The sequence below is a fragment of the Phenylobacterium parvum genome (assembly GCF_003150835.1).
In the GTDB taxonomy this organism is placed as follows: domain Bacteria; phylum Pseudomonadota; class Alphaproteobacteria; order Caulobacterales; family Caulobacteraceae; genus Phenylobacterium; species Phenylobacterium parvum.
Genome location: NZ_CP029479.1, coordinates 2,590,363 through 2,606,574, shown reverse-complemented (window position 1 = coordinate 2,606,574; position 16,212 = coordinate 2,590,363). Strand labels below are relative to the sequence as shown.

The 16,212-nt window shown below is 71.8% G+C and carries 17 protein-coding genes; 3 read left to right on the top strand and 14 right to left on the bottom strand.

The genetic code is table 11. The features are described 5' to 3' along the window. Positions 1 to 53 precede the first annotated feature (53 nt). The 8 genes from HYN04_RS12215 to pseB all read right to left on the bottom strand — a co-directional run bounded on the left by HYN04_RS12215 (position 54) and on the right by pseB (position 7,242). The gene (locus HYN04_RS12215; protein ID WP_110451012.1) at positions 54 to 1,478 is read right to left on the bottom strand and encodes a CYTH and CHAD domain-containing protein; all 1,425 of its coding nucleotides are present in this window, start codon (positions 1,476 to 1,478) and stop codon (positions 54 to 56) included. A gap of 13 nt (positions 1,479 to 1,491) precedes the next feature. After that, a complete protein-coding gene (locus tag HYN04_RS12210; RefSeq protein ID WP_110451011.1) occupies positions 1,492 to 1,764 on the bottom strand; it encodes an HPr family phosphocarrier protein in 273 nt (90 codons plus the stop codon). Continuing rightward, positions 1,761 to 2,165, bottom strand: coding sequence for a PTS sugar transporter subunit IIA (locus tag HYN04_RS12205; RefSeq protein ID WP_110451010.1), 405 nt, complete (start codon positions 2,163 to 2,165; stop codon positions 1,761 to 1,763). Before HYN04_RS12205 ends, HYN04_RS12210 begins: the two co-directional genes overlap by 4 nt. Before the next feature lie 10 nt (positions 2,166 to 2,175). Continuing rightward, positions 2,176 to 2,667: an HPr kinase/phosphorylase gene (locus tag HYN04_RS12200; protein WP_110451009.1), complete on the bottom strand. Its 492-nt coding sequence runs from the start codon at positions 2,665 to 2,667 to the stop codon at positions 2,176 to 2,178. After that, complete coding sequence (locus tag HYN04_RS12195; RefSeq protein ID WP_110451008.1) at positions 2,664 to 4,232, bottom strand: stimulus-sensing domain-containing protein; 1,569 nt, start codon at positions 4,230 to 4,232, stop codon at positions 2,664 to 2,666. Before HYN04_RS12195 ends, HYN04_RS12200 begins: the two co-directional genes overlap by 4 nt. After that, entirely contained in the window at positions 4,201 to 4,905 is a 705-nt protein-coding gene (locus tag HYN04_RS12190; RefSeq protein ID WP_110451007.1) for a response regulator transcription factor, read from the bottom strand. Before HYN04_RS12190 ends, HYN04_RS12195 begins: the two co-directional genes overlap by 32 nt. 131 nt (positions 4,906 to 5,036) lie before the next feature. Then, the gene (gene pseC, locus HYN04_RS12185) at positions 5,037 to 6,206 is read right to left on the bottom strand and encodes a UDP-4-amino-4,6-dideoxy-N-acetyl-beta-L-altrosamine transaminase (protein ID WP_110451006.1); all 1,170 of its coding nucleotides are present in this window, start codon (positions 6,204 to 6,206) and stop codon (positions 5,037 to 5,039) included. Between the two features lies 1 nt (position 6,207). Further along, the gene (gene pseB, locus HYN04_RS12180; protein ID WP_110451005.1) at positions 6,208 to 7,242 is read right to left on the bottom strand and encodes a UDP-N-acetylglucosamine 4,6-dehydratase (inverting); all 1,035 of its coding nucleotides are present in this window, start codon (positions 7,240 to 7,242) and stop codon (positions 6,208 to 6,210) included. A 91-nt stretch (positions 7,243 to 7,333) separates the two neighbouring features. Here pseB and HYN04_RS12175 point away from each other — a divergent pair, with 91 nt between their 5' ends. Further along, positions 7,334 to 7,732, top strand: coding sequence for a Tat pathway signal protein (locus HYN04_RS12175; RefSeq protein ID WP_110451004.1), 399 nt, complete (start codon positions 7,334 to 7,336; stop codon positions 7,730 to 7,732). Here HYN04_RS12175 and HYN04_RS12170 read toward each other — a convergent pair. Continuing rightward, positions 7,725 to 8,030 (bottom strand): 4a-hydroxytetrahydrobiopterin dehydratase, encoded by a 306-nt coding sequence (locus tag HYN04_RS12170; RefSeq protein ID WP_110451003.1) that lies wholly within the window; start codon positions 8,028 to 8,030, stop codon positions 7,725 to 7,727. The two genes, HYN04_RS12175 and HYN04_RS12170, sit on opposite strands and share 8 nt — an antisense overlap. After that, a complete protein-coding gene (locus tag HYN04_RS12165) occupies positions 8,027 to 8,674 on the bottom strand; it encodes an HAD-IA family hydrolase (protein WP_110451002.1) in 648 nt (215 codons plus the stop codon). The genes HYN04_RS12170 and HYN04_RS12165 overlap by 4 nt, the downstream gene beginning before the upstream one ends. 88 nt (positions 8,675 to 8,762) lie before the next feature. On the opposite strand from HYN04_RS12165, the gene HYN04_RS12160 reads away from it, so the two are divergent. Both HYN04_RS12160 and HYN04_RS12155 read left to right on the top strand, forming a co-directional pair. Continuing rightward, complete coding sequence (locus HYN04_RS12160; RefSeq protein ID WP_110451001.1) at positions 8,763 to 9,638, top strand: heme-dependent oxidative N-demethylase family protein; 876 nt, start codon at positions 8,763 to 8,765, stop codon at positions 9,636 to 9,638. Beyond that, the gene (locus tag HYN04_RS12155; protein ID WP_241962627.1) at positions 9,635 to 10,441 is read left to right on the top strand and encodes a tyrosine-protein phosphatase; all 807 of its coding nucleotides are present in this window, start codon (positions 9,635 to 9,637) and stop codon (positions 10,439 to 10,441) included. The genes HYN04_RS12160 and HYN04_RS12155 overlap by 4 nt, the downstream gene beginning before the upstream one ends. Here the strand turns inward: HYN04_RS12155 and HYN04_RS12150 are convergent. From HYN04_RS12150 to HYN04_RS12135, 4 genes are read right to left on the bottom strand one after another with little or no spacing between them, the layout of a single operon-like run. After that, the gene (locus HYN04_RS12150) at positions 10,432 to 12,114 is read right to left on the bottom strand and encodes a glycosyltransferase family 4 protein (protein WP_110451426.1); all 1,683 of its coding nucleotides are present in this window, start codon (positions 12,112 to 12,114) and stop codon (positions 10,432 to 10,434) included. The two genes, HYN04_RS12155 and HYN04_RS12150, sit on opposite strands and share 10 nt — an antisense overlap. Positions 12,115 to 12,156: 42 nt before the next feature. Continuing rightward, complete coding sequence (locus HYN04_RS12145; RefSeq protein ID WP_110451000.1) at positions 12,157 to 13,608, bottom strand: NAD-dependent succinate-semialdehyde dehydrogenase; 1,452 nt, start codon at positions 13,606 to 13,608, stop codon at positions 12,157 to 12,159. Between the two features lie 9 nt (positions 13,609 to 13,617). Continuing rightward, positions 13,618 to 15,642 carry an alpha/beta hydrolase family protein gene (locus HYN04_RS12140; RefSeq protein ID WP_110450999.1) on the bottom strand — a complete coding sequence of 675 codons (2,025 nt, stop codon included), beginning with the start codon at positions 15,640 to 15,642 and terminating at the stop codon, positions 13,618 to 13,620. A 23-nt stretch (positions 15,643 to 15,665) separates the two neighbouring features. After that, entirely contained in the window at positions 15,666 to 16,166 is a 501-nt protein-coding gene (locus tag HYN04_RS12135) for a hypothetical protein (protein WP_110450998.1), read from the bottom strand. Positions 16,167 to 16,212 lie beyond the last annotated feature (46 nt).

Sequence of the window (16,212 nt, the reverse complement as noted above, 5' to 3'; positions counted from 1 at the left end):
ACGGTCCTATACGCTCCGGGGCGCCCGGCCGCAACCGGGACATAAAGATTGCTTTATGTGAGCCCCGGCGCAGGGGTTTCCACCAGCCGCCGGACGGCCCGGGCGGCCCGGGCCCGTGCGCCGCGCCGCCGGAGACTGGCCGCCAGCCTGTCCGCCTCCCGCTGCGCGGTCCGGGAGAGGTCGAGGCCGGCCAGGCGCGCCTTCGCCGCCTCGCCGTCGTTCTCGGCCCCCAGGGCGTCCTGTGCGGCCCGCAGGGCCGGGACCAGCCCCGCCCGAAGATCGGTCCAACCTGGCAGGGCCAGGCTGTCCAGGGCATACCGAAGGGACTTGATGCGCAGCCGCAGCTCGTGCCGCTCGCCCGCATCCAGCCCGTCGATCGCCGCCCCCAGGCGACAGATCCGCCGCCAGCGACGGCCGAGGTCCTCCCCCAGGCCGACGGCCGGGGCTGCATTGTCGCCGGTCGCCCGCCATTCGCCGGCCTCGGCCAGGACCAGGCTCTCCAGAAGGACCCGCCGTGCGGGCGCGGCCCCGAGGGCCAGGACCAGCCCGTCGGCGGCGGCCCCGCGGGCGGCGATGAGTTCGGCGCAGAGGGCGCCGGCGGGGTCCGCGGCGGCGACCAGGACGTCCAGCTCCCGCGCCGGCGCGCAGGCCCGGGCCAGGGCCTGCAGGCCGCGCCGGACGGCGGTGGTCTCGCTGGGGTCGAACCGCCTTCGGAACACGGTCAACAGGCTCCGGTGCCGGCGCAGGGCCACCCTCAGCCGGTGAACCGCCCTGGGGGTCGGGTCGGCGGCGGCCTCGAGCGCCCGGTCGCAGGTCCCGGAGAGGGCCGCGAGCAGGGCGAGGCGCAGGGCCTCGCCGCAGTCCAGGCCAGGAGGGAGGGCGGGGATGCGGGCGTCGTCCGGCCCCCCGCCGGCCGCCAGGCGGGCGCCCCGGTCGGACTTGGATTTCAGGGACAGGGACAGGGGCAGGTCGCCGGCGAGGTCGAGGGTGAGGGCGAAGAGGTCCCCGGTCTCGCCGGAGAGGAGCTCCAGCTCGGCCTCGCAGACCGGCTCGCGGGCGCCGCCGGCCAGGATCTCCCCCTGGTCGAGGGCCAGTTCGATCCGCGATCCGCCGCGCACCACCTCGAAGGCGCGGCGCCGGACCTGGACGGTGAAGCGGGGCGCCAGGCGTTCCAGGTCCCCGGGGCCCAGGCCGGACCCGGCCGCGACGGCGGCAAGGTCGAGACGTCCCGGCGCGGTCTCGCCTTCGGCCTCATGTCGGCCAAGGCCCTCGCCGGTCTTGAGGGTCTGGATCGTCCGGCCCGTCCCGTCGGTCCTCAGCCTCAGCGAGACCTGGCGGGCCGCGAGGTCGCCCTCTGGGGTGTCGAAATAGACCGAGACCAGTCGACGATCCCGGGCGGCGCCGGTGAAGAGGCGCCCGGCCAGGACCTCAAGGGTCTCCGGCGTGCAGGCGAACTTGATCTCCACCTCGGGCTTCATGACCCCTCCGGGGCTATTCGTCCTCGTCGAAACGGGCGGCCACAAGGGCGACAAGGGCGGCCAGGGCGGCTTCCGCCTGTGGTCCCTCGGCGGTGATGTCGATGCAGCAGCCCGGGCCTGCGGCCAGCATCATCAGGCCCATGATCGAGCGGGCGTCCACCTCGGCGCCGTCCTTGGACACCCGGACCTCTGCGTCGAAGCCGGTGGCGGTCTTCACGAACTTGGCGGAGGCGCGGGCGTGAAGGCCGCGCTTGTTGATGATCTCGACCCGCGCCCGGGTGGTCACTTGTCCCCCGCCAGCACGTAGGAGGCGACGGAGATATACTTGCGCCCGGCCTCCTGGGCCTGGGCGACGCAGCTGTCGAGGTCCAGCCGAGTGCGGACGCTGGCCAGCTTGATCAGCATGGGCAGGTTCAGCCCGGCGATCACCTCGGCCCGGGTCTGCTCCATGACCGAGATGGCGAGGTTGGAGGGGGTGCCGCCGAACATGTCCGTCAGGAGGATGACGCCGCTGCCCGCATCCACCCGGCCACAGGCCGCCAGGATGTCGCGTCGCCTCTGCTCCATGTCGTCGTCGGGGCCGATGCAGATGGCCGAAACCCCGGACTGGGGCCCGACCACATGCTCCATGGCCAGGAGGAACTCCTCGGCGAGACGGCCGTGGGTCACGATGACGAGGCCGATCATCAGAAGTCTTTCAAGGGGCTGACCCACCCGTTGCGGAGGCCGGCGGCGCCGGAAGGCCGCCTTGATACGACTCTTCCCGGTCGCCTCCAAGCCGGCAAAGCGCTTCCTTCAGCCGGTGTGGCGCCGAGGCGTCTGTCAGCCGCAGGACCAGGTGCGGGACCGATGCGCCGGCGAGGTCCAGGACGCCTGGCTCCGGCAGGCGTTCGGGGTCGCCGGCGGTCACCGCCAGGTCGATCCGGCAGTAGTCCAGGACCGGGACCCGGACGACGTCGAGGCCCCGGACCTCCAGGAGGCCGGACAGGACCTCCGGCGCCCGGCCCCAGGCCCAACCGCCGCTGGCCCAGACCTGGGTGCGGTCATCGGCCACCAGCCGGAAGCCGACGTCCAGGGCCCGAAGGGCAAGGTCGCTCTTGCCGGCGCCGGCCGGTCCCTGGACCAGGGCGCCCCGCCAACGGCCGCGCCACCTCAGGGCCAGGAGGCCGGCGTGGAGGGGCGGGCTCACGCGCCCGGCCTGAGGGGCAGGCGCACGGTGAACCGGGCGCCGATGCGGTCTCCGGACGGGGCCGACAGGTTCTCCGCCTTCAGGGTTCCCCCCTGGGCCTCGACGATCTGCCGGGCGATGGACAGGCCGAGGCCGGAATTGCCGCCAAAGGCCGCCCCCTTCGGACGGGAGGTGTAGAACCGCTCGAATACGGTCTCGAGGTTCTCGGGCGGGATGCCCGGGCCATCGTCGTCGACCTGAACGATGGCCCAGCCGCCGTCATGCGACAGGCCCAGCCGGACGCTTCCCCCGGGCGGGCTGAAGGAGCGGGCGTTGTCGATGAGGTTGCGGAAGACCTGGCCGGCCGGTCCCTCCCGGCCGATCACGGGGGTCTCGCCCTCGAGGCCGGACAGCAGGACCGGGGGCTCGCCCTCGCGCCGGGCGGCGGAATAGGCCTGGACGATTTCGGCGAGGAGGCGGCCCAGGTCGAAGGGGCGCGGCGGCTCCCGGGACAGCTCGGCGTCCAGCCGCGAGGCGTTGGAGATGTCGGTCACCAGCCGATCCATGCGCTGGATGTCCTGGCGGATGACGGCGCCCAGCCGCGCCTTGGCCTCGGGATCGGAGACCAGGTCCAGGGTCTCCACCGCCGAGCGAAGGGAGGTGAGGGGGTTGCGGATCTCGTGGGCCACGTCGGCGGCGAAGCGCTCGATGGCGCCCATGCGCTCGGACTGGGCGTCGGTCATGGCCTCGAGGGCGCGGGTCAGGTCGCCCAATTCGTCCGTCCGCCGCGAGAGGTCCGGCAGGGAGATGGAGCGCACCCGCGACAGGCGCACCCGGTCCGCCGCCCGCGCCAGGCGCCGCACGGGCAGGGCGATCAGGCTGGTCAGAAGGGCCGAGGACAGGAGGCTGACCCCGATGGACAGGAGGATGAAAGGGATCAGGGCCGCCCTCTGCCGGGCGATGATGCTGTCGACGTCGCCAGCCTCGACGGTCAGGACGCCCAGGACGGCCTGGACGTGGCGGATCGGGAAGGAAACGGAGACCACCCGGCCGGAGGGATCGGCCCGGCGGACGCCGGAGACCCGCCGCCCCTCCATGGCCCTGGCCACCTCGGCCTGCAGGGCCTCGCGGCCCGGGGAGGTGCGGGGCCGCTCGGGCGCCTCCGCCTTGGCGCCCCGCGGCCGGGCCGGGGGCAGGGGCTTCTGCTCCACCCGGTCGGCGATCCAGTCGCTGTCGGCCAGGACCTGCCCCTGGGCGTCGAAGAGCCGGGCCCGCTGGACGCCGGGATTGGACAGGAGCCGCAGGATCTCGCTGGCCCGGGCCGCGTCGAGGGCCGGGACGGGTTCGCCCACGGTGGCGGCCTGGTCGATGAGGGTGGCGATCAGCTCGCCCTGGGTGGTGAGGCTGTCGATCCGCGCCTCCACCAGGCCCCGGCGCAGCTCATTGAGCACCAGGGCTCCGACGATCAGGATCGTCAGGCCCAGGAGGTTCAGGGCGAAGATCAGCCGGCCGAGTCGCGACGACGGCGGCCCCCGCCACCGTCGACGCGCGGGCTCAGGACTCGCGGTAACGGTATCCGACGCCATACAGGGTTTCGATCGCGTCGAACTCGGGGTCGACCTCCCGGAACTTGCGGCGCATCCGCTTGATGTGGCTGTCGATGGTCCGGTCGTCGACATAGACCTGATCGTCGTAGGCGGCGTCCATCAGGTTGTCGCGGCTCTTCACGAAGCCCGGACGCTGGGCCAGGGCCTGGATGAGCAGGAACTCGGTGACGGTCAGCTTCACGGGCCTGCCGTTCCACAGGCAGTCGTGGCGGGCGGGATCGAGGGTGAGCCGCCCCCGCTTCAGGGCCCGCGAGGCGACTTCGTCTTCCTCGTCCTCGTCCCCGGCGGGGCTGCCCGCGCGACGCAGGACGGCCTTCACCCGTTCGATCAGCAGGCGCTGGCTGAAGGGCTTGTGCATGTAGTCGTCGGCCCCGAGGTTGAACCCCAGGAGCTCGTCGATCTCGTCATCCTTGGAGGTCAGGATGATCACCGGCAGGTCGGAGGCGCGGCGGAGGCGCCGGAGCACCTCCATGCCGTCCATGCGCGGCATCTTGACGTCCAGAATGGCCAGGTCGGGGGGATCGTTCTCGAGGGCGGCCAGGCCTGAGGCGCCGTCGTAGTAGGCCTTGACCGCGTGGCCCTGGCTTTCGAGCGCAAGGCTCACCGAGGTCACGATGTTCTCGTCGTCGTCCACGAGGGTGATCCGGGCCATGGGGTGCGTCTGTTCCGTGTCGCTGCAGATTCGACCCTAGTCCCCCAGGCCTGTGGCCTCAATGGGGCGAGGCTGTTGACCCCCTCAGCCGGCTTTGCCGGCAGCTCGCCCCTGGGGGAGCACTGGGGAGGTCAGTCCAGGCCGAGGGCGCGGGACAGGGCGGCGACGACCCGGTCGACGTCGGCGTCGGCCATGGCCGGGAAGAGGGGAAGGCTGAGACACCGGCGGTACCAGGCCGCCGCGCCGGGCAGGTCCAGGGGGCCGTAGCGGCCGACATAGTAGGGCTGGGCGTGGACCGGGATGTAGTGGACCTGGGTCCCGATCCCTTCGGCCGCCAGGGCCTCGACGACCGGGCGCCGGCCCCGGCCGAGGGCCTCGAAGTCGATGAGGACGGTGAGGAGGTGCAGGACGGGCCGGCTCCAGCCCGGGGTCGTCGCCAGGCGCACGTGCGGCGCCAGGGGTGCGAGGGCGTCGGCGTAGCGCGCCGCCAGCGCGCGCCGGCGGGTGGCGAAGGCCGGCAGCCGCTTCAGCTGGGACTGGCCCAGGGCGCAGAGGATATCCGGCAGGCGGTAGTTGAATCCCGGCTCGCGCATCTCGTAGAGCCAGGGATCGGCGCCCGGGGTGCGCTCCATGCCGTGGCTGCGCAGGCGGCGGAGGCGCGCGGCGACGTCGGCGTCGGCCGTGGTGACCATGCCGCCCTCGCCGGTGGCGATGGTCTTCACCGGGTGGAAGGAGAAGGTGGCCGCCCTCGACCAGCGGCCGTTGCCGACCGGCTGGTCGCCGTCGCCAAAGTCGGCCCGGGACCCGAGGGCGTGGGGCGCATCCTCGACCAGGACCGCGCCGGCCTGCCGGGCGATGCGGGCCAGGCCGGCGAGGTCGGCCACGTCGCCCCGCAGGTGGACGGGCAGGACGGCCCGGACCGGTCCGGGGCCCGCCCGCTCCAGGGCCTCGGCCAGGGTTGCGGGGGTCATCAGGCCGGTGTCCGGGTCGACGTCCGTGAAGATCACCTCGGCGCCGACGAAGCGGGCGCAGTTGGCGGTGGCCAGGAAGGTCACGGAGGGAACGGCGACGCGGTCGCCGGGGCCAATGCCGAGGGCCAGCATGGACAGGTGCAGGGCGGCGGTGCCGTTGGCGCAGGCCACGGCGTGGGGCGCGCCCACGGCCGCCGCAAAGGCCTGCTCGAAGGCCTCCACCCGGGGGCCGGTGGTCAGGAAGTCCGCGCCGAGCGCCTCCACCACCGCGGCGATGTCGTCAGCGTCGATGTCCTGGCGGCCATAGGGAAGGAAGGGCCCGGCGCCCATGTCAGGCCGCGGCGCCGTCGCGGAGCAGGGTCAGGAGCCCCTCGTGGCTCAGCCACTCGTCATTGGTGTTGCTGGCGTAGGAGAAGCCGTCCTCCGCCGTCCGGTGGTCGCTGGCGAAGGACTTGCGGGAGAACTCCACGAAGGCCGGTTCGATGGCGTAGCGATCGCCGAGGTCCACCACGTGGCGGGCGTCGTCCACCGAGATCATCATCTCGTGCAGCTTTTCCCCAGGGCGGATGCCGATGACCCGGATCGGCAGGCCGGGGGCCATGGCCTCGGCCAGGTCGGTCATCTTCATGGACGGGATCTTGGGCACGAAGATTTCCCCGCCCCGCATGAGGGAGAGGGAGGACAGGACGAAGTCGACGCCCTGGTTCAGGGTGATCCAGAACCGGGTCATGCGGGGGTCGGTGATGGGCAGTTCCCGGGCGCCCTCGGCGATCAGCCTCTGGAACAGGGGCGCCACCGAGCCCCGCGAGCCCACCACGTTGCCGTACCTGACCACGGCGAAACGGGCGCCGATGTCCCCCGAGAGGTTATTGGCCGCCACGAAGGTCTTGTCCGAGGCCAGCTTGGTCGCGCCGTAGAGGTTGGCCGGGTTGCAGGCCTTGTCGGTGGACAGGGCGATGACCTTGCCGACCCGGTTGGCGAGGGCGGCCCAGACGATGTTCTCGGCGCCCAGCACGTTGGTCTGGATGAACTCGGAGGGGTTGTACTCGGCGGCGGGCACCTGCTTGAGGGCGGCGGCGTGGACCACGATGTCCACCCCCCGAAGGGCCAGGGTCAGCCGCTGGCGGTCGCGCACGTCGCCCAGGAAGAAGCGCATCCGGCCCATCTGCTCGGGGGTGAACCGGGCGGCCATGTCGACCTGCATCTCATGCTGCTTGAGTTCGTCCCGGGAGAAGACGATCAGCTTCCGCGGCGTGGCCCTCGACAGGACGGTGTCGATGAAGCGGCGGCCGAAGGAGCCCGTTCCGCCGGTGACGAGGACCGTCTTGCCCTCGAGCTCGCCAGCGTCTGTGGTGAAGCGGTCCAACACGGATCTCCGGGGATTCTGCGATTCGCGGGCCAGTCTGACCGCGGCCGCGTAAAGAGATTGCTAACCATGATGGGGGAGAACGTCCGCCATGCTCCGGCGTGTCCTCCTGGCAAGTCTTGCGGCCCTCGCCGCCTCGCCCGCAACGGCCGCCGCCCCGCCGACGGGGGGCGGGGGAAACCAGAAGGCCAGCTTCGTGCGCCTGCCCGTCTTCAACGCCAATGTGGTGCGCTCGAACCGCACGCGGGGCGTCCTGTCCGTGGAGAGCGGGGTCGACGTTCCTGACGCCAAGCTGCGGGCCCGGGTCCAGATGCTGATCCCGCGCCTGCGGGCGGACCTGTCCCGGCGACTGGCCCTCTACACGGACAACCTGGCGCCCGGATTGTCGCCCAACCTGGACCTCCTGGTTCCCCAGCTGCAGAAGCAGGTCGACCAGACCGTCGGCCAGCCGGGCGCCCGGCTCCTGGTCCTGAACGTCCTGATCAACTGACGCCGAGTTCCGCCGCTGCGGCGTCCATGAAGAGGGCCATCTCCACGTCCAGGGCGGTGACCCCGCCGGCGTCGTGGGTGGTCAGGGCGACCTCCACACGGTTCCAGACGTTCGACCATTCGGGATGGTGGTCCATGCGCTCGGCCTTCAGCGCCACCCGGGCCATGAAGGCGAAGGCGGTGTTGAAGTCACGGAAGACGAAGGTGCGGGCGATGACGTCCCGGTCCCCCGGCAGGTCGCCCCACAGGGGCAGGGTCTCCAGGGCGTCTATGGCCCCGATCCGGACGGGGCGGCTCACGCTGCGCCGCCGAAGCTGAGGCCCGTCGCCTCGGCCAGGTCGGCCAGGGCCTGGGCCTCGCTGACCACCTTGATGGCCCGCATGCCCAGGGCCGCCGCCGGCTTGCAGTTGATGCCCAGGTCATCGAGGTAGATGCAGGCGGCGGGCGCCACCTCCAGCTGCTCGCACATCATCAGGTAGATCCGGGGGTCGGGCTTTCGGACGCCGGCCTTGGAGCTTTCGATGATGGCGTGGAAGTGGGGCATGACCCGGCCCATGGCGGTGACCATGGTCGATTCCGAGCCCGGCGAATGGCTGCTGGCCATGTTGTTGGTGATGCAGCCGACCTTGAAGACCGCCTTGCAGGCCAGGAGGGCGTCGACCATGGCCGGCCGGAGGTGGCCGGACAGCAGGGGCAGGACCTCGCGCCCCGGTACGGGGTGGCCGAGGGCCGAGCTCTCCTCATGGAAGCGGCGGTCAAAGCCCTCGGCGTCGATCTCGGCGCGCTCGAACAGGGCCCAGGCGTTGGTGTCGGGGTTGGTGGCGTTGACGGTGCGGATCAGGTCGCGGGGCAGGCCCTTCTCGGCCTCGTACCGGTTGAAGGCCTCGAAGGGCGAGGACGTGAAGACCCCGCCGAAATCCCAGATCACCGCCTCGACGCCCATGCCCTGTTCTCCCTTGGCCTGCGGCGGCGAAGCTAGGGCGTTTCCAGCTTGAGGGGAACAGGCTGCAGGGTGCTAGTGTGGCCCGGACATGCCGCCTCTCGCCTCCCGCTTCGCCGATCCGCCCTGGGGCGGCCTGCCGGGATTCGGCATCGGCCTGAGGCGGATTCCCGCCGGGGACTGGCTGGAGGGCGGCGAGGCCCGGCCCTGGGTGCGCAAGGACCGCCTACAGCGCACGGTTCCGCTGAAGGTCTGGGGCGAGACGCCGGGTTCGCGGCCGGGGCAGGCCGAGGTCGCGGAAATGATCCGCCAGAGCCTGGGGCTGAGGCCTGGCGCCCCGGGTAGACCGCCCCTGCTGGAGGCGGCCCGGCGGGTCCCGGACGACCTGGTCCTGATGGAGAAGCCGGAGGGCGGCGACTGGACCGTCTCGGCCCTGAGCCTGTGCGCGGGCTCCTTCTTCACGGCGGACGAGGCCCTGGGGCGCGACCTCGCGGCGCTTCACGGCCCGGTGCCGGGATTCCAGGACAGGATCCTGGTCCGTGTACGGAGGATTTTCGACCGCCTGCCCGCCGATGAGATCGTCGAGCGCCGAAACTGGTCGGTGGTCGCCTGGAGCAGCCTCTACGCCCCGGAGGCCGCGGCGGCCCGGAGGCGGGCCCTGGCCCTGCGGCCGCGCCGGCCGGGGGCGGGCCTGTTCCTGCGCTGCGAGCGCCAGACCCTGCGCCGCCTGCCCCGGACGGGAGGCGTGCTCTTCACCATCCGCATCCACCTGACGCCGCTGCGCGACCTGGCCGCCGATCCCGGGGCTGTCCGCGTCTTCGCCTGGGCCTGGGCCCAGGCGCCGGAGGACTTCCGCCGCTACAAGGGGCTGGCCGCCGTCACCCCGGGGGTGGAGGCCTTCCTCGCCGACTGCGCCGCGCCGGGTCCCCAAACCGTCACAGAATCCCGCGAAGAGAGTTCGCCATGACCCCAGACGACATGACTCCCGAAGACCGCATCCTGCCCCTGGAGGGCGTCGAGAACTTCCGCGACTACGGCGGCTACGCTGTTCCCGGCGGGCTCAGGGTGGTGCGCGGGCGGCTGTGGCGCTCGGCCCACCATGGCGCGGCCACGGAGGCGGACCTGGCGCGGATCGCGGGCCTCGGCCTGGCCGCCGTGGTCGACCTGCGCCGGCCGACCGAGCGGGCGAACCAGCCGTCCCGCCGCCCGGCGGGTTTTGGCGGACAGGTGATCGACTGCGATCATGGGGACCAGGCCGAGCCGCCCCACGTGGCCTTCCTGCGCGAGACCGACCTGTCGGCGGAGAGCGCCCGGGCCTTCTTCCGGGACTATTACCGAAAGGCGCCCTTCGAGCCCCGACACCAGGAGCTCTTCAGCCGCTACTTCGAGGCCCTGGATGCGGGCCGGCCGGTGCTGATCCACTGCACGGCGGGCAAGGACCGGACGGGCCTCCTGGCGGCCCTGACCCATCACCTCCTGGGCGTGGACGAGGCCGACCTCCTGGCCGACTTCGAGCTGACCAACCTGGCGGCGCGGATCGAGGCGCGCTTGCCGCAGGTCACGGAGTCCATGACCGAGAGTCTGGGCCGGCGTCCGTCGGAAACGGCGGTCCGGGCCTTCCTGGGGGTTGACCGGACCTACCTGGCCGAGGCCTTCGGCGCGATCCGCCGGGAGGCCGGGTCGGTGGAGGCCTACCTGGCCGGGCTGGGGGTCGACGCCGGGCGGGCCGAGGCCCTCCGCCGGACCTGGCTGGAGCCGGCTCAGGCCTGAGGCGGCAGCCAGTCCACCACGCCGATCTTGGCCAGCCAGACCAGCGACATCTGGACGGCCCGACGGCGCTCGACCGGAAAGCCCAGCAGCAGGTCCCGCACGCTCGCATCGCCGGTCTCCGCCAGGCGACCCACCAGGGCGGCGGCGTCCTCGGTCGGGGCCCGCCACATCCGGAAGGCCCCGTCCAGGTCCACGGCGGCGGCGCGGACGAGGTCGTCCGGCCCGGCGCCGGGACGCAGGCGCAGGCGCCGCTCCAGGCCGAGGTCATGGCTCGCAAAGCCCGCGAAGTCGGCGAAGGGATCGCCGCGCAGGGGGTGTAGCCGGTGGCTGGACGCCCCGCCCGGGGTGGCGGCGCGCAGGGCGGCGAGCTCCTCGAACAGGCCGGTGAGCTGGCGCACCACCACGGGCCAGTCAAAGGTCTCCCGCGCCCGGGCCCGCCCTGCTGCGCCCATGCGCCGGCGCAGGTCCGGGTTGCGGGTCAGCTCGGCGATGGCCTCGGCGGCCTTTCCGACGTGGACGGCGGTGTGCTGGGCCACCGCGCCGACGAAGGTCTGGTAGGAGTCCAGGCCGATGGCGTGGCGGGCGGCGAGGGCCTCGCCCAGGGCGCCCGGCGGTCCGCCCAGGGTGGGGATGAGGAAGCCCTCGCTTCCGTGTCGCACGGTGAAGCGGTAGCCGTCCCAGTCGCTGGCGACCACGGGCAGGCCGGCGGCCATGGCCTCGAGCGGCGTGATGCCGAAGGTCTCCTGGATGTTGTCGACCAGGGACAGGAAGATGTCGCCGGCGGCCCAGAGGTCGGCCACCACCTCCGGGTCGTTGCCGTCCTGGAAGTCGACCTGGACCGAGGGGGCGTAGGCGGCGGCGGCCTGCTCGTAGCGGGCGCGGTCCGCCTCGCCGCCGGGGAACCAGCCGGCCAGGGCGAAGTGCATGCGCTTGCCGGTCAGGCGCCCGGCCTCCTCCACGGCGCGGAACATGGGCTGGGGAAAGGCCTTCTCGAAGAAGGACATCCGGCCGACCCAGACCACCAGCGCCTCGTCGGCCTCGATGCCCAGGTCCGAGCGCACGCGGGCCCGGGCGCCGGGCCGGTCGGCCTTCTCGCGGATCTCCTGGGCCGGGACGCCGAGGGGAATGACCGGCAGCTGGGGGCGGGGCCGAAGGTCGCCGCCGAAGCGTTCGCCCAGGAAGTCGCCCCAGCCGTCGAACATGTTCGACAGGGCGTCCCGCACGGCGGGCGAGGTGCAGATGACCGCGTCCCAGGCCTGGACCGGCGAGGTCAAGGCCCCGGCGATGATCTGGCGCATGGCCGGCGGAGCCAGGGTGTGGATCAGGCCGACGAGGCTGTAGCCGCGGTCGCCCGTCGCCTTGCGGCGGATCCAGGCCAGGGCGTCAAGGTCGGGCTGGCCCCGGAACAGGACCCCGCCCTCGGCCGCCGCCTCGGTGGAGAGGATGCTGCCCCCGGCGACCTGGCAGGGCGCCCGCCCCTCCGGGAAAAGGTCGGCGGCGACGTCGGCGTCAGCCACCGGCAGGTTGGACAACAGGTCGATCCGGCCATACCCGCCATGCCGGGCCAGGGCCTGGTAGAGCTGGAGGTTGGCCACGTCCTTGCCGAAGGGGTTGGACTTCAGCCCGATGCGGCCCGGCGGATGGTAGATGGCGAGCCTGGATCCCGTCTTCACCACCTCCGCCTCCCCTCCGTTGGCCCGGCCCGTCCCGGCAGGTCAGACCGCAAGGCAGACCGTCTTGGACTCGAGGAATTCGTCAAGGCCATACCGCGAGCCCTCCCGACCGAGGCCGGATTCCTTGACCCCGCCGAAGGGGGCGACCTCGGTGGAGATCAGGCCGGTGTTCAGGCCGACCATGCCGGCCTCCAGCCCCTCGCTGACCCGCCAGGACCGGCCCAGGTCGCGGGTGTAGACATAGGCCGCAAGGCCCGCGCGGGTGTCGTTCGCCAGGGCCAGGACCTCGTCCTCGGTGGTGAACCGGACAAGGCCGGCGACCGGCCCGAAGGTCTCCTCGCGGTTGATGAGGGCGCCCGGTGCGACATCGGCAAGGACGGTCGGGGCGTAGAAGCAGCCCTCGCCCGGCAGGCGCTGGGCGCCGGCCAGGACCCGCGCCCCCCCGGTCAGGGCTTCGGCGACATGGCGCTCCACCTTGTCGAGGGCCGCGGCGTTGATGAGCGGGCCCTGGTCGGTGGGCCCCGCGAGGCCGTCCCCGACGCGCAGGCCCGCAACCCGGGCGGCCAGGGCGGCGGCAAAGGCGTCGTGGACGCCGGCCTGGACATAGACCCGGTTGGCGCACACGCAGGTCTGGCCGGTGTTGCGGAACTTGGACGCCATCAGGCCCTCGACCGCGGCGTCGAGGTCGGCGTCGTCGAAGACGATGAAGGGGGCGTTGCCGCCCAGCTCCAGGGACACCCGCTTGACCGTGCCCATGCAGGCCGCGGCGAGGCGCTTTCCCACGGCGGTGGAGCCGGTGAAGGTGAACTTGGCGACGTCCGGCGAACCGGTCAGCACCTCGCCGATGGGGGCGGGCGCCCCGGTCACGACGTTGAAAACGCCGTCCGGGACCCCCGCCTCGGCCGCCAGCCGCGCCAGGGCCAGGGCGGTGAAGGGGGTCAGTTCCGAGGGCTTGAGCACGACGGTGCAGCCGGCGGCGAGGGCGGGCGCCACCTTGCGGGTGACCATGGCGGCGGGGAAGTTCCAGGGGGTGACGGCGGCGACCACGCCCACGGGCTGCTTGAGGACCAGGAGGCGCCGGTCGGCCTGGTGGCCGGGAATGATGTCGCCATAGGCGCGGCGGGCTTCCTCGGCGAACCATTCGAGGAAGCTGGCGGCATAGGCGATCTCGCCCTCGGCCTCGGCCAGGGGCTTGCCCTGCTCGGCGGTCAGGAGGCGGGCCAGGTCTGACCGGGACTCCATCACGCGGTCATGCCAGCGGCGAAGGATGACCGCGCGCGCCCTTGCGGTCAGGCCGCGCCAGGCGGGCAGGGCCGCCCGGGCGGCCGCCACCGCGTCCTGGGCGGCGTCGGCTCCGAGGTCGGGGATCCGGCCCAGGACCTGCCCGTTGGCTGGGTTGGTCACCTCGATCCAGGTCTCGCCCACCCGCTCCAGGCCGCCGATCCAGGCGGCCTGGCGAAGGAGTCCGGGGTCAGACAGGCCGGCGCCAGCCACGGCGGACGCCTAGAGCCCGCCGGGGCCGCACTCGGTGGTGAGGTACTTCTCGATCTCCACCAGCTGGGTCTCGACGTGGGCCGGGGTCATCAGGTTGAACTGGTGGCCCATGTCCTTGATGGCGAGGTAGCGGTGCGGACGGCCCGCCGTCTTCAGGGCGGCGACGAACCGTTCGGACTGCTCGATCTCGACGGTGGTGTCGCGGTCCCCGTGATAGACGAAGATGGGGATCGAGGCCTTTCCGGCGTTGTCGAGGAGGTCCACGCCGCCGACGGTCGGCCGCTGGAACTCCCGCAGGAAGCGGTTTTCGTAGGTCCGGTTCTGGAAGCGCCGGATTTCGGGAGCGCCGGCGCCGGAGATGGCGCACTGGTAGAGCCCGTTGGGGCGGATCGACGCAGCCATGGCCGCATATCCCCCGTAGGAGTAACCGAAGATGGCGATCCGGTCCGGCGCGGCCAGGCCCTGGGAGGCCAGGTACTTGGCCGCATCGTCATTGTCATCCTGCATGGCCAGGCCCCACTGCCGGTCGCCCGCGCGGTAGAGCTTGTCGCCCCAACCGGCCGAGCCGCGGAACTGGGGCTGGATGACCACATAGCCCCGGGCGGTGAAGTACTTGGTCCAGCCAGAGACGTCCCACCCCAGGAAGTCCCGGGCGGTCGGACCCCCGTGCGGAAGCACGATGGCCGGATAGGGCCCGGCCCCGAAGCGGGCCTTGGATGGGGTGTGCAGGAAGGCCGGTATGACCAGGCCATCCCGGGCCTTGTACTGGACAAGGCGGGAGTCCCCGAGGGCCGCCCCCGGGATGTGCGGCATGGACTTGCCCAGCAGGGTGAGCTTGGCCCCATCGGTAAGGAGGTAGTACTCCGGAGAGAGGTTGGGTCCGGACTTCTCGACCAGGACGTACTTCAGGTCGTCCGACCAATCCAGGACATAGGCGCCGGCGCCGTCGGGGTAGGAGACCTTGGCGGTTGCGCCGCCGGCCGGGTCATTCCAGTCGACGCTGACATTGGCGACCCCGAGGGCGGGGCCCAGCCCCTTGGCGATGGCCGCCAGCTTTTCATCGGTCCAGTAGGTCCGCGGCTCATCGGCCAGGTAGGTGAAGCCGAGCAGGCGCCCGGACTTGTCCTGGCGGACGCCGCCCGCTTCGAAGAGCTTATGCTCGAAGGCCGGCCCGACGATCTTCTTCTGGGTCAGGTCATACTCGTAGATGCCTTCCTTGTCCTTCTCGCGCTTGGAGACGTAGACAATGTTCGGGTCCTGGGAGAAGCCCGCCACCTCAGTCAGGTTGCGGTCGCGGGCGTAGGAGCGGAAGTGGTCTTCCCACTGGCCGGTCGACGCGTTCAGGAACTGCTGGCCGATGAAGATCGCGCCATTGTCGAAATCGATGTAGCTGCGGGCGCGGAGATTGCCGTTCCAGTCAGGTTCGTAGTTCGCGTACTTGTCCGACCCCCGATAGAGGCGCTCGGCAGTGCCGCGATAAATGTCCACCTTGTAGATGTCGCCCTGCCCGTCGAGCCGGTTGTCGATAACCAGGATGTGCTTTGGGTCGTTGGGCAGGATGCTCACGATGCTGGGGTTGCTCGTCTTGTTGGCGAACTCTTCCTGCTCGGAGCTGGCCTTCTGGTCCGGAATGGCCGGCGTCCACTTCTCGCCCTTCAGGTCGGTAATGTAGATCTTCTGGAGATGGGTGGCCCGGGTCCCGACCGTGAACAGCTGCTGGGCGACCACCGCCAGGCGGTCATCCTTGATGAACTGGACCGCCATCAGGCGCATCTTCTGGGCGCCCAGGATCACGGGCGCCTTGCCCGGGTTCGCAGTCTCCCAGATCGCGATGTAGCGGGTATCGCCGTCCGGCGAGACGATCCCCACGAGGTTCTTGCCGCTGGGCGAGATCGAGAGGCCCTGGATGGCAGGTTCGCGCGCGAAATCCCGGGCGGTCAGTCCCGCGGGAGGGGCGGGCGACGCGGCGGCGGCGATCCCGGCGGGAAGGCTGAGCGCAAGGACAAGACTGGCGAGAACGCGGCGGAATTTCATGAAGGGCCCCGAAGCTGGATTGGCTAGCGGGAAGCTATATAGGAACCCCCGCCTTGGAAAGACGCCAGCCCGATCTCGCGGACGGGGGTGTCGCTCACGGAGGCCGGGACCAGCCAGGTCTCTCCGTTACGGACTTCCGCCTGGGCGGCGTTCTCGAGGCCCTTCCGGTTCCCGACGAGGGTGAAGGGGTTGCGATGGCCCGGCCCGGCGGCCTCAACCACAGGTTTCGACATGCGTCCGGCCGACATGACGAGTCGGACCGGGGAAGCTTCCGGGGCGGTCCCCAAGCCTGGCGCCACCCCGAAGTTCGCATGAACCCGGGGCGGGGGAAGCTGGGCTGAGGCGAGGGTCAGGGCGGCTTCCGGCAGGGGATCAAGGGTCGCTTCCGCAGCCTCGGCGCCGTGGGCGCCCAGGATCACGAGGCTTGCCGCAAGGGTGATCCAAAGTCCCTGGGGGATGCGAGGGTTTCCCGACTCCAGGGGTCGGGACATCCGGTGGCCTGGGGTTTCGGTCGTCCGGGACATGCGTATTTCTCCGCTCCAGCCTGCCGCCGACCTCGGCTTCAGGTGG

Bases quoted from the DNA above. Each gene is read 5' to 3' on its own strand.
- HYN04_RS12215 (WP_110451012.1), bottom strand. From the start codon at position 1,478: ATGAAGCCCGAGGTGGAGATCAAGTTCGCCTGCACGCCGGAGACCCTT.
- HYN04_RS12205 (WP_110451010.1), bottom strand. From the start codon at position 2,165: ATGATCGGCCTCGTCATCGTGACCCACGGCCGTCTCGCCGAGGAGTTC.
- HYN04_RS12195 (WP_110451008.1), bottom strand. From the start codon at position 4,232: ATGGCGTCGGATACCGTTACCGCGAGTCCTGAGCCCGCGCGTCGACGG.
- HYN04_RS12190 (WP_110451007.1), bottom strand. From the start codon at position 4,905: ATGGCCCGGATCACCCTCGTGGACGACGACGAGAACATCGTGACCTCG.
- pseC (WP_110451006.1), bottom strand. From the start codon at position 6,206: ATGGGCGCCGGGCCCTTCCTTCCCTATGGCCGCCAGGACATCGACGCT.
- HYN04_RS12175 (WP_110451004.1), top strand. From the start codon at position 7,334: ATGCTCCGGCGTGTCCTCCTGGCAAGTCTTGCGGCCCTCGCCGCCTCG.
- HYN04_RS12165 (WP_110451002.1), bottom strand. From the start codon at position 8,674: ATGGGCGTCGAGGCGGTGATCTGGGATTTCGGCGGGGTCTTCACGTCC.
- HYN04_RS12160 (WP_110451001.1), top strand. From the start codon at position 8,763: ATGCCGCCTCTCGCCTCCCGCTTCGCCGATCCGCCCTGGGGCGGCCTG.
- HYN04_RS12155 (WP_241962627.1), top strand. From the start codon at position 9,635: ATGACCCCAGACGACATGACTCCCGAAGACCGCATCCTGCCCCTGGAG.
- HYN04_RS12140 (WP_110450999.1), bottom strand. From the start codon at position 15,642: ATGAAATTCCGCCGCGTTCTCGCCAGTCTTGTCCTTGCGCTCAGCCTT.
- HYN04_RS12135 (WP_110450998.1), bottom strand. From the start codon at position 16,166: ATGTCCCGGACGACCGAAACCCCAGGCCACCGGATGTCCCGACCCCTG.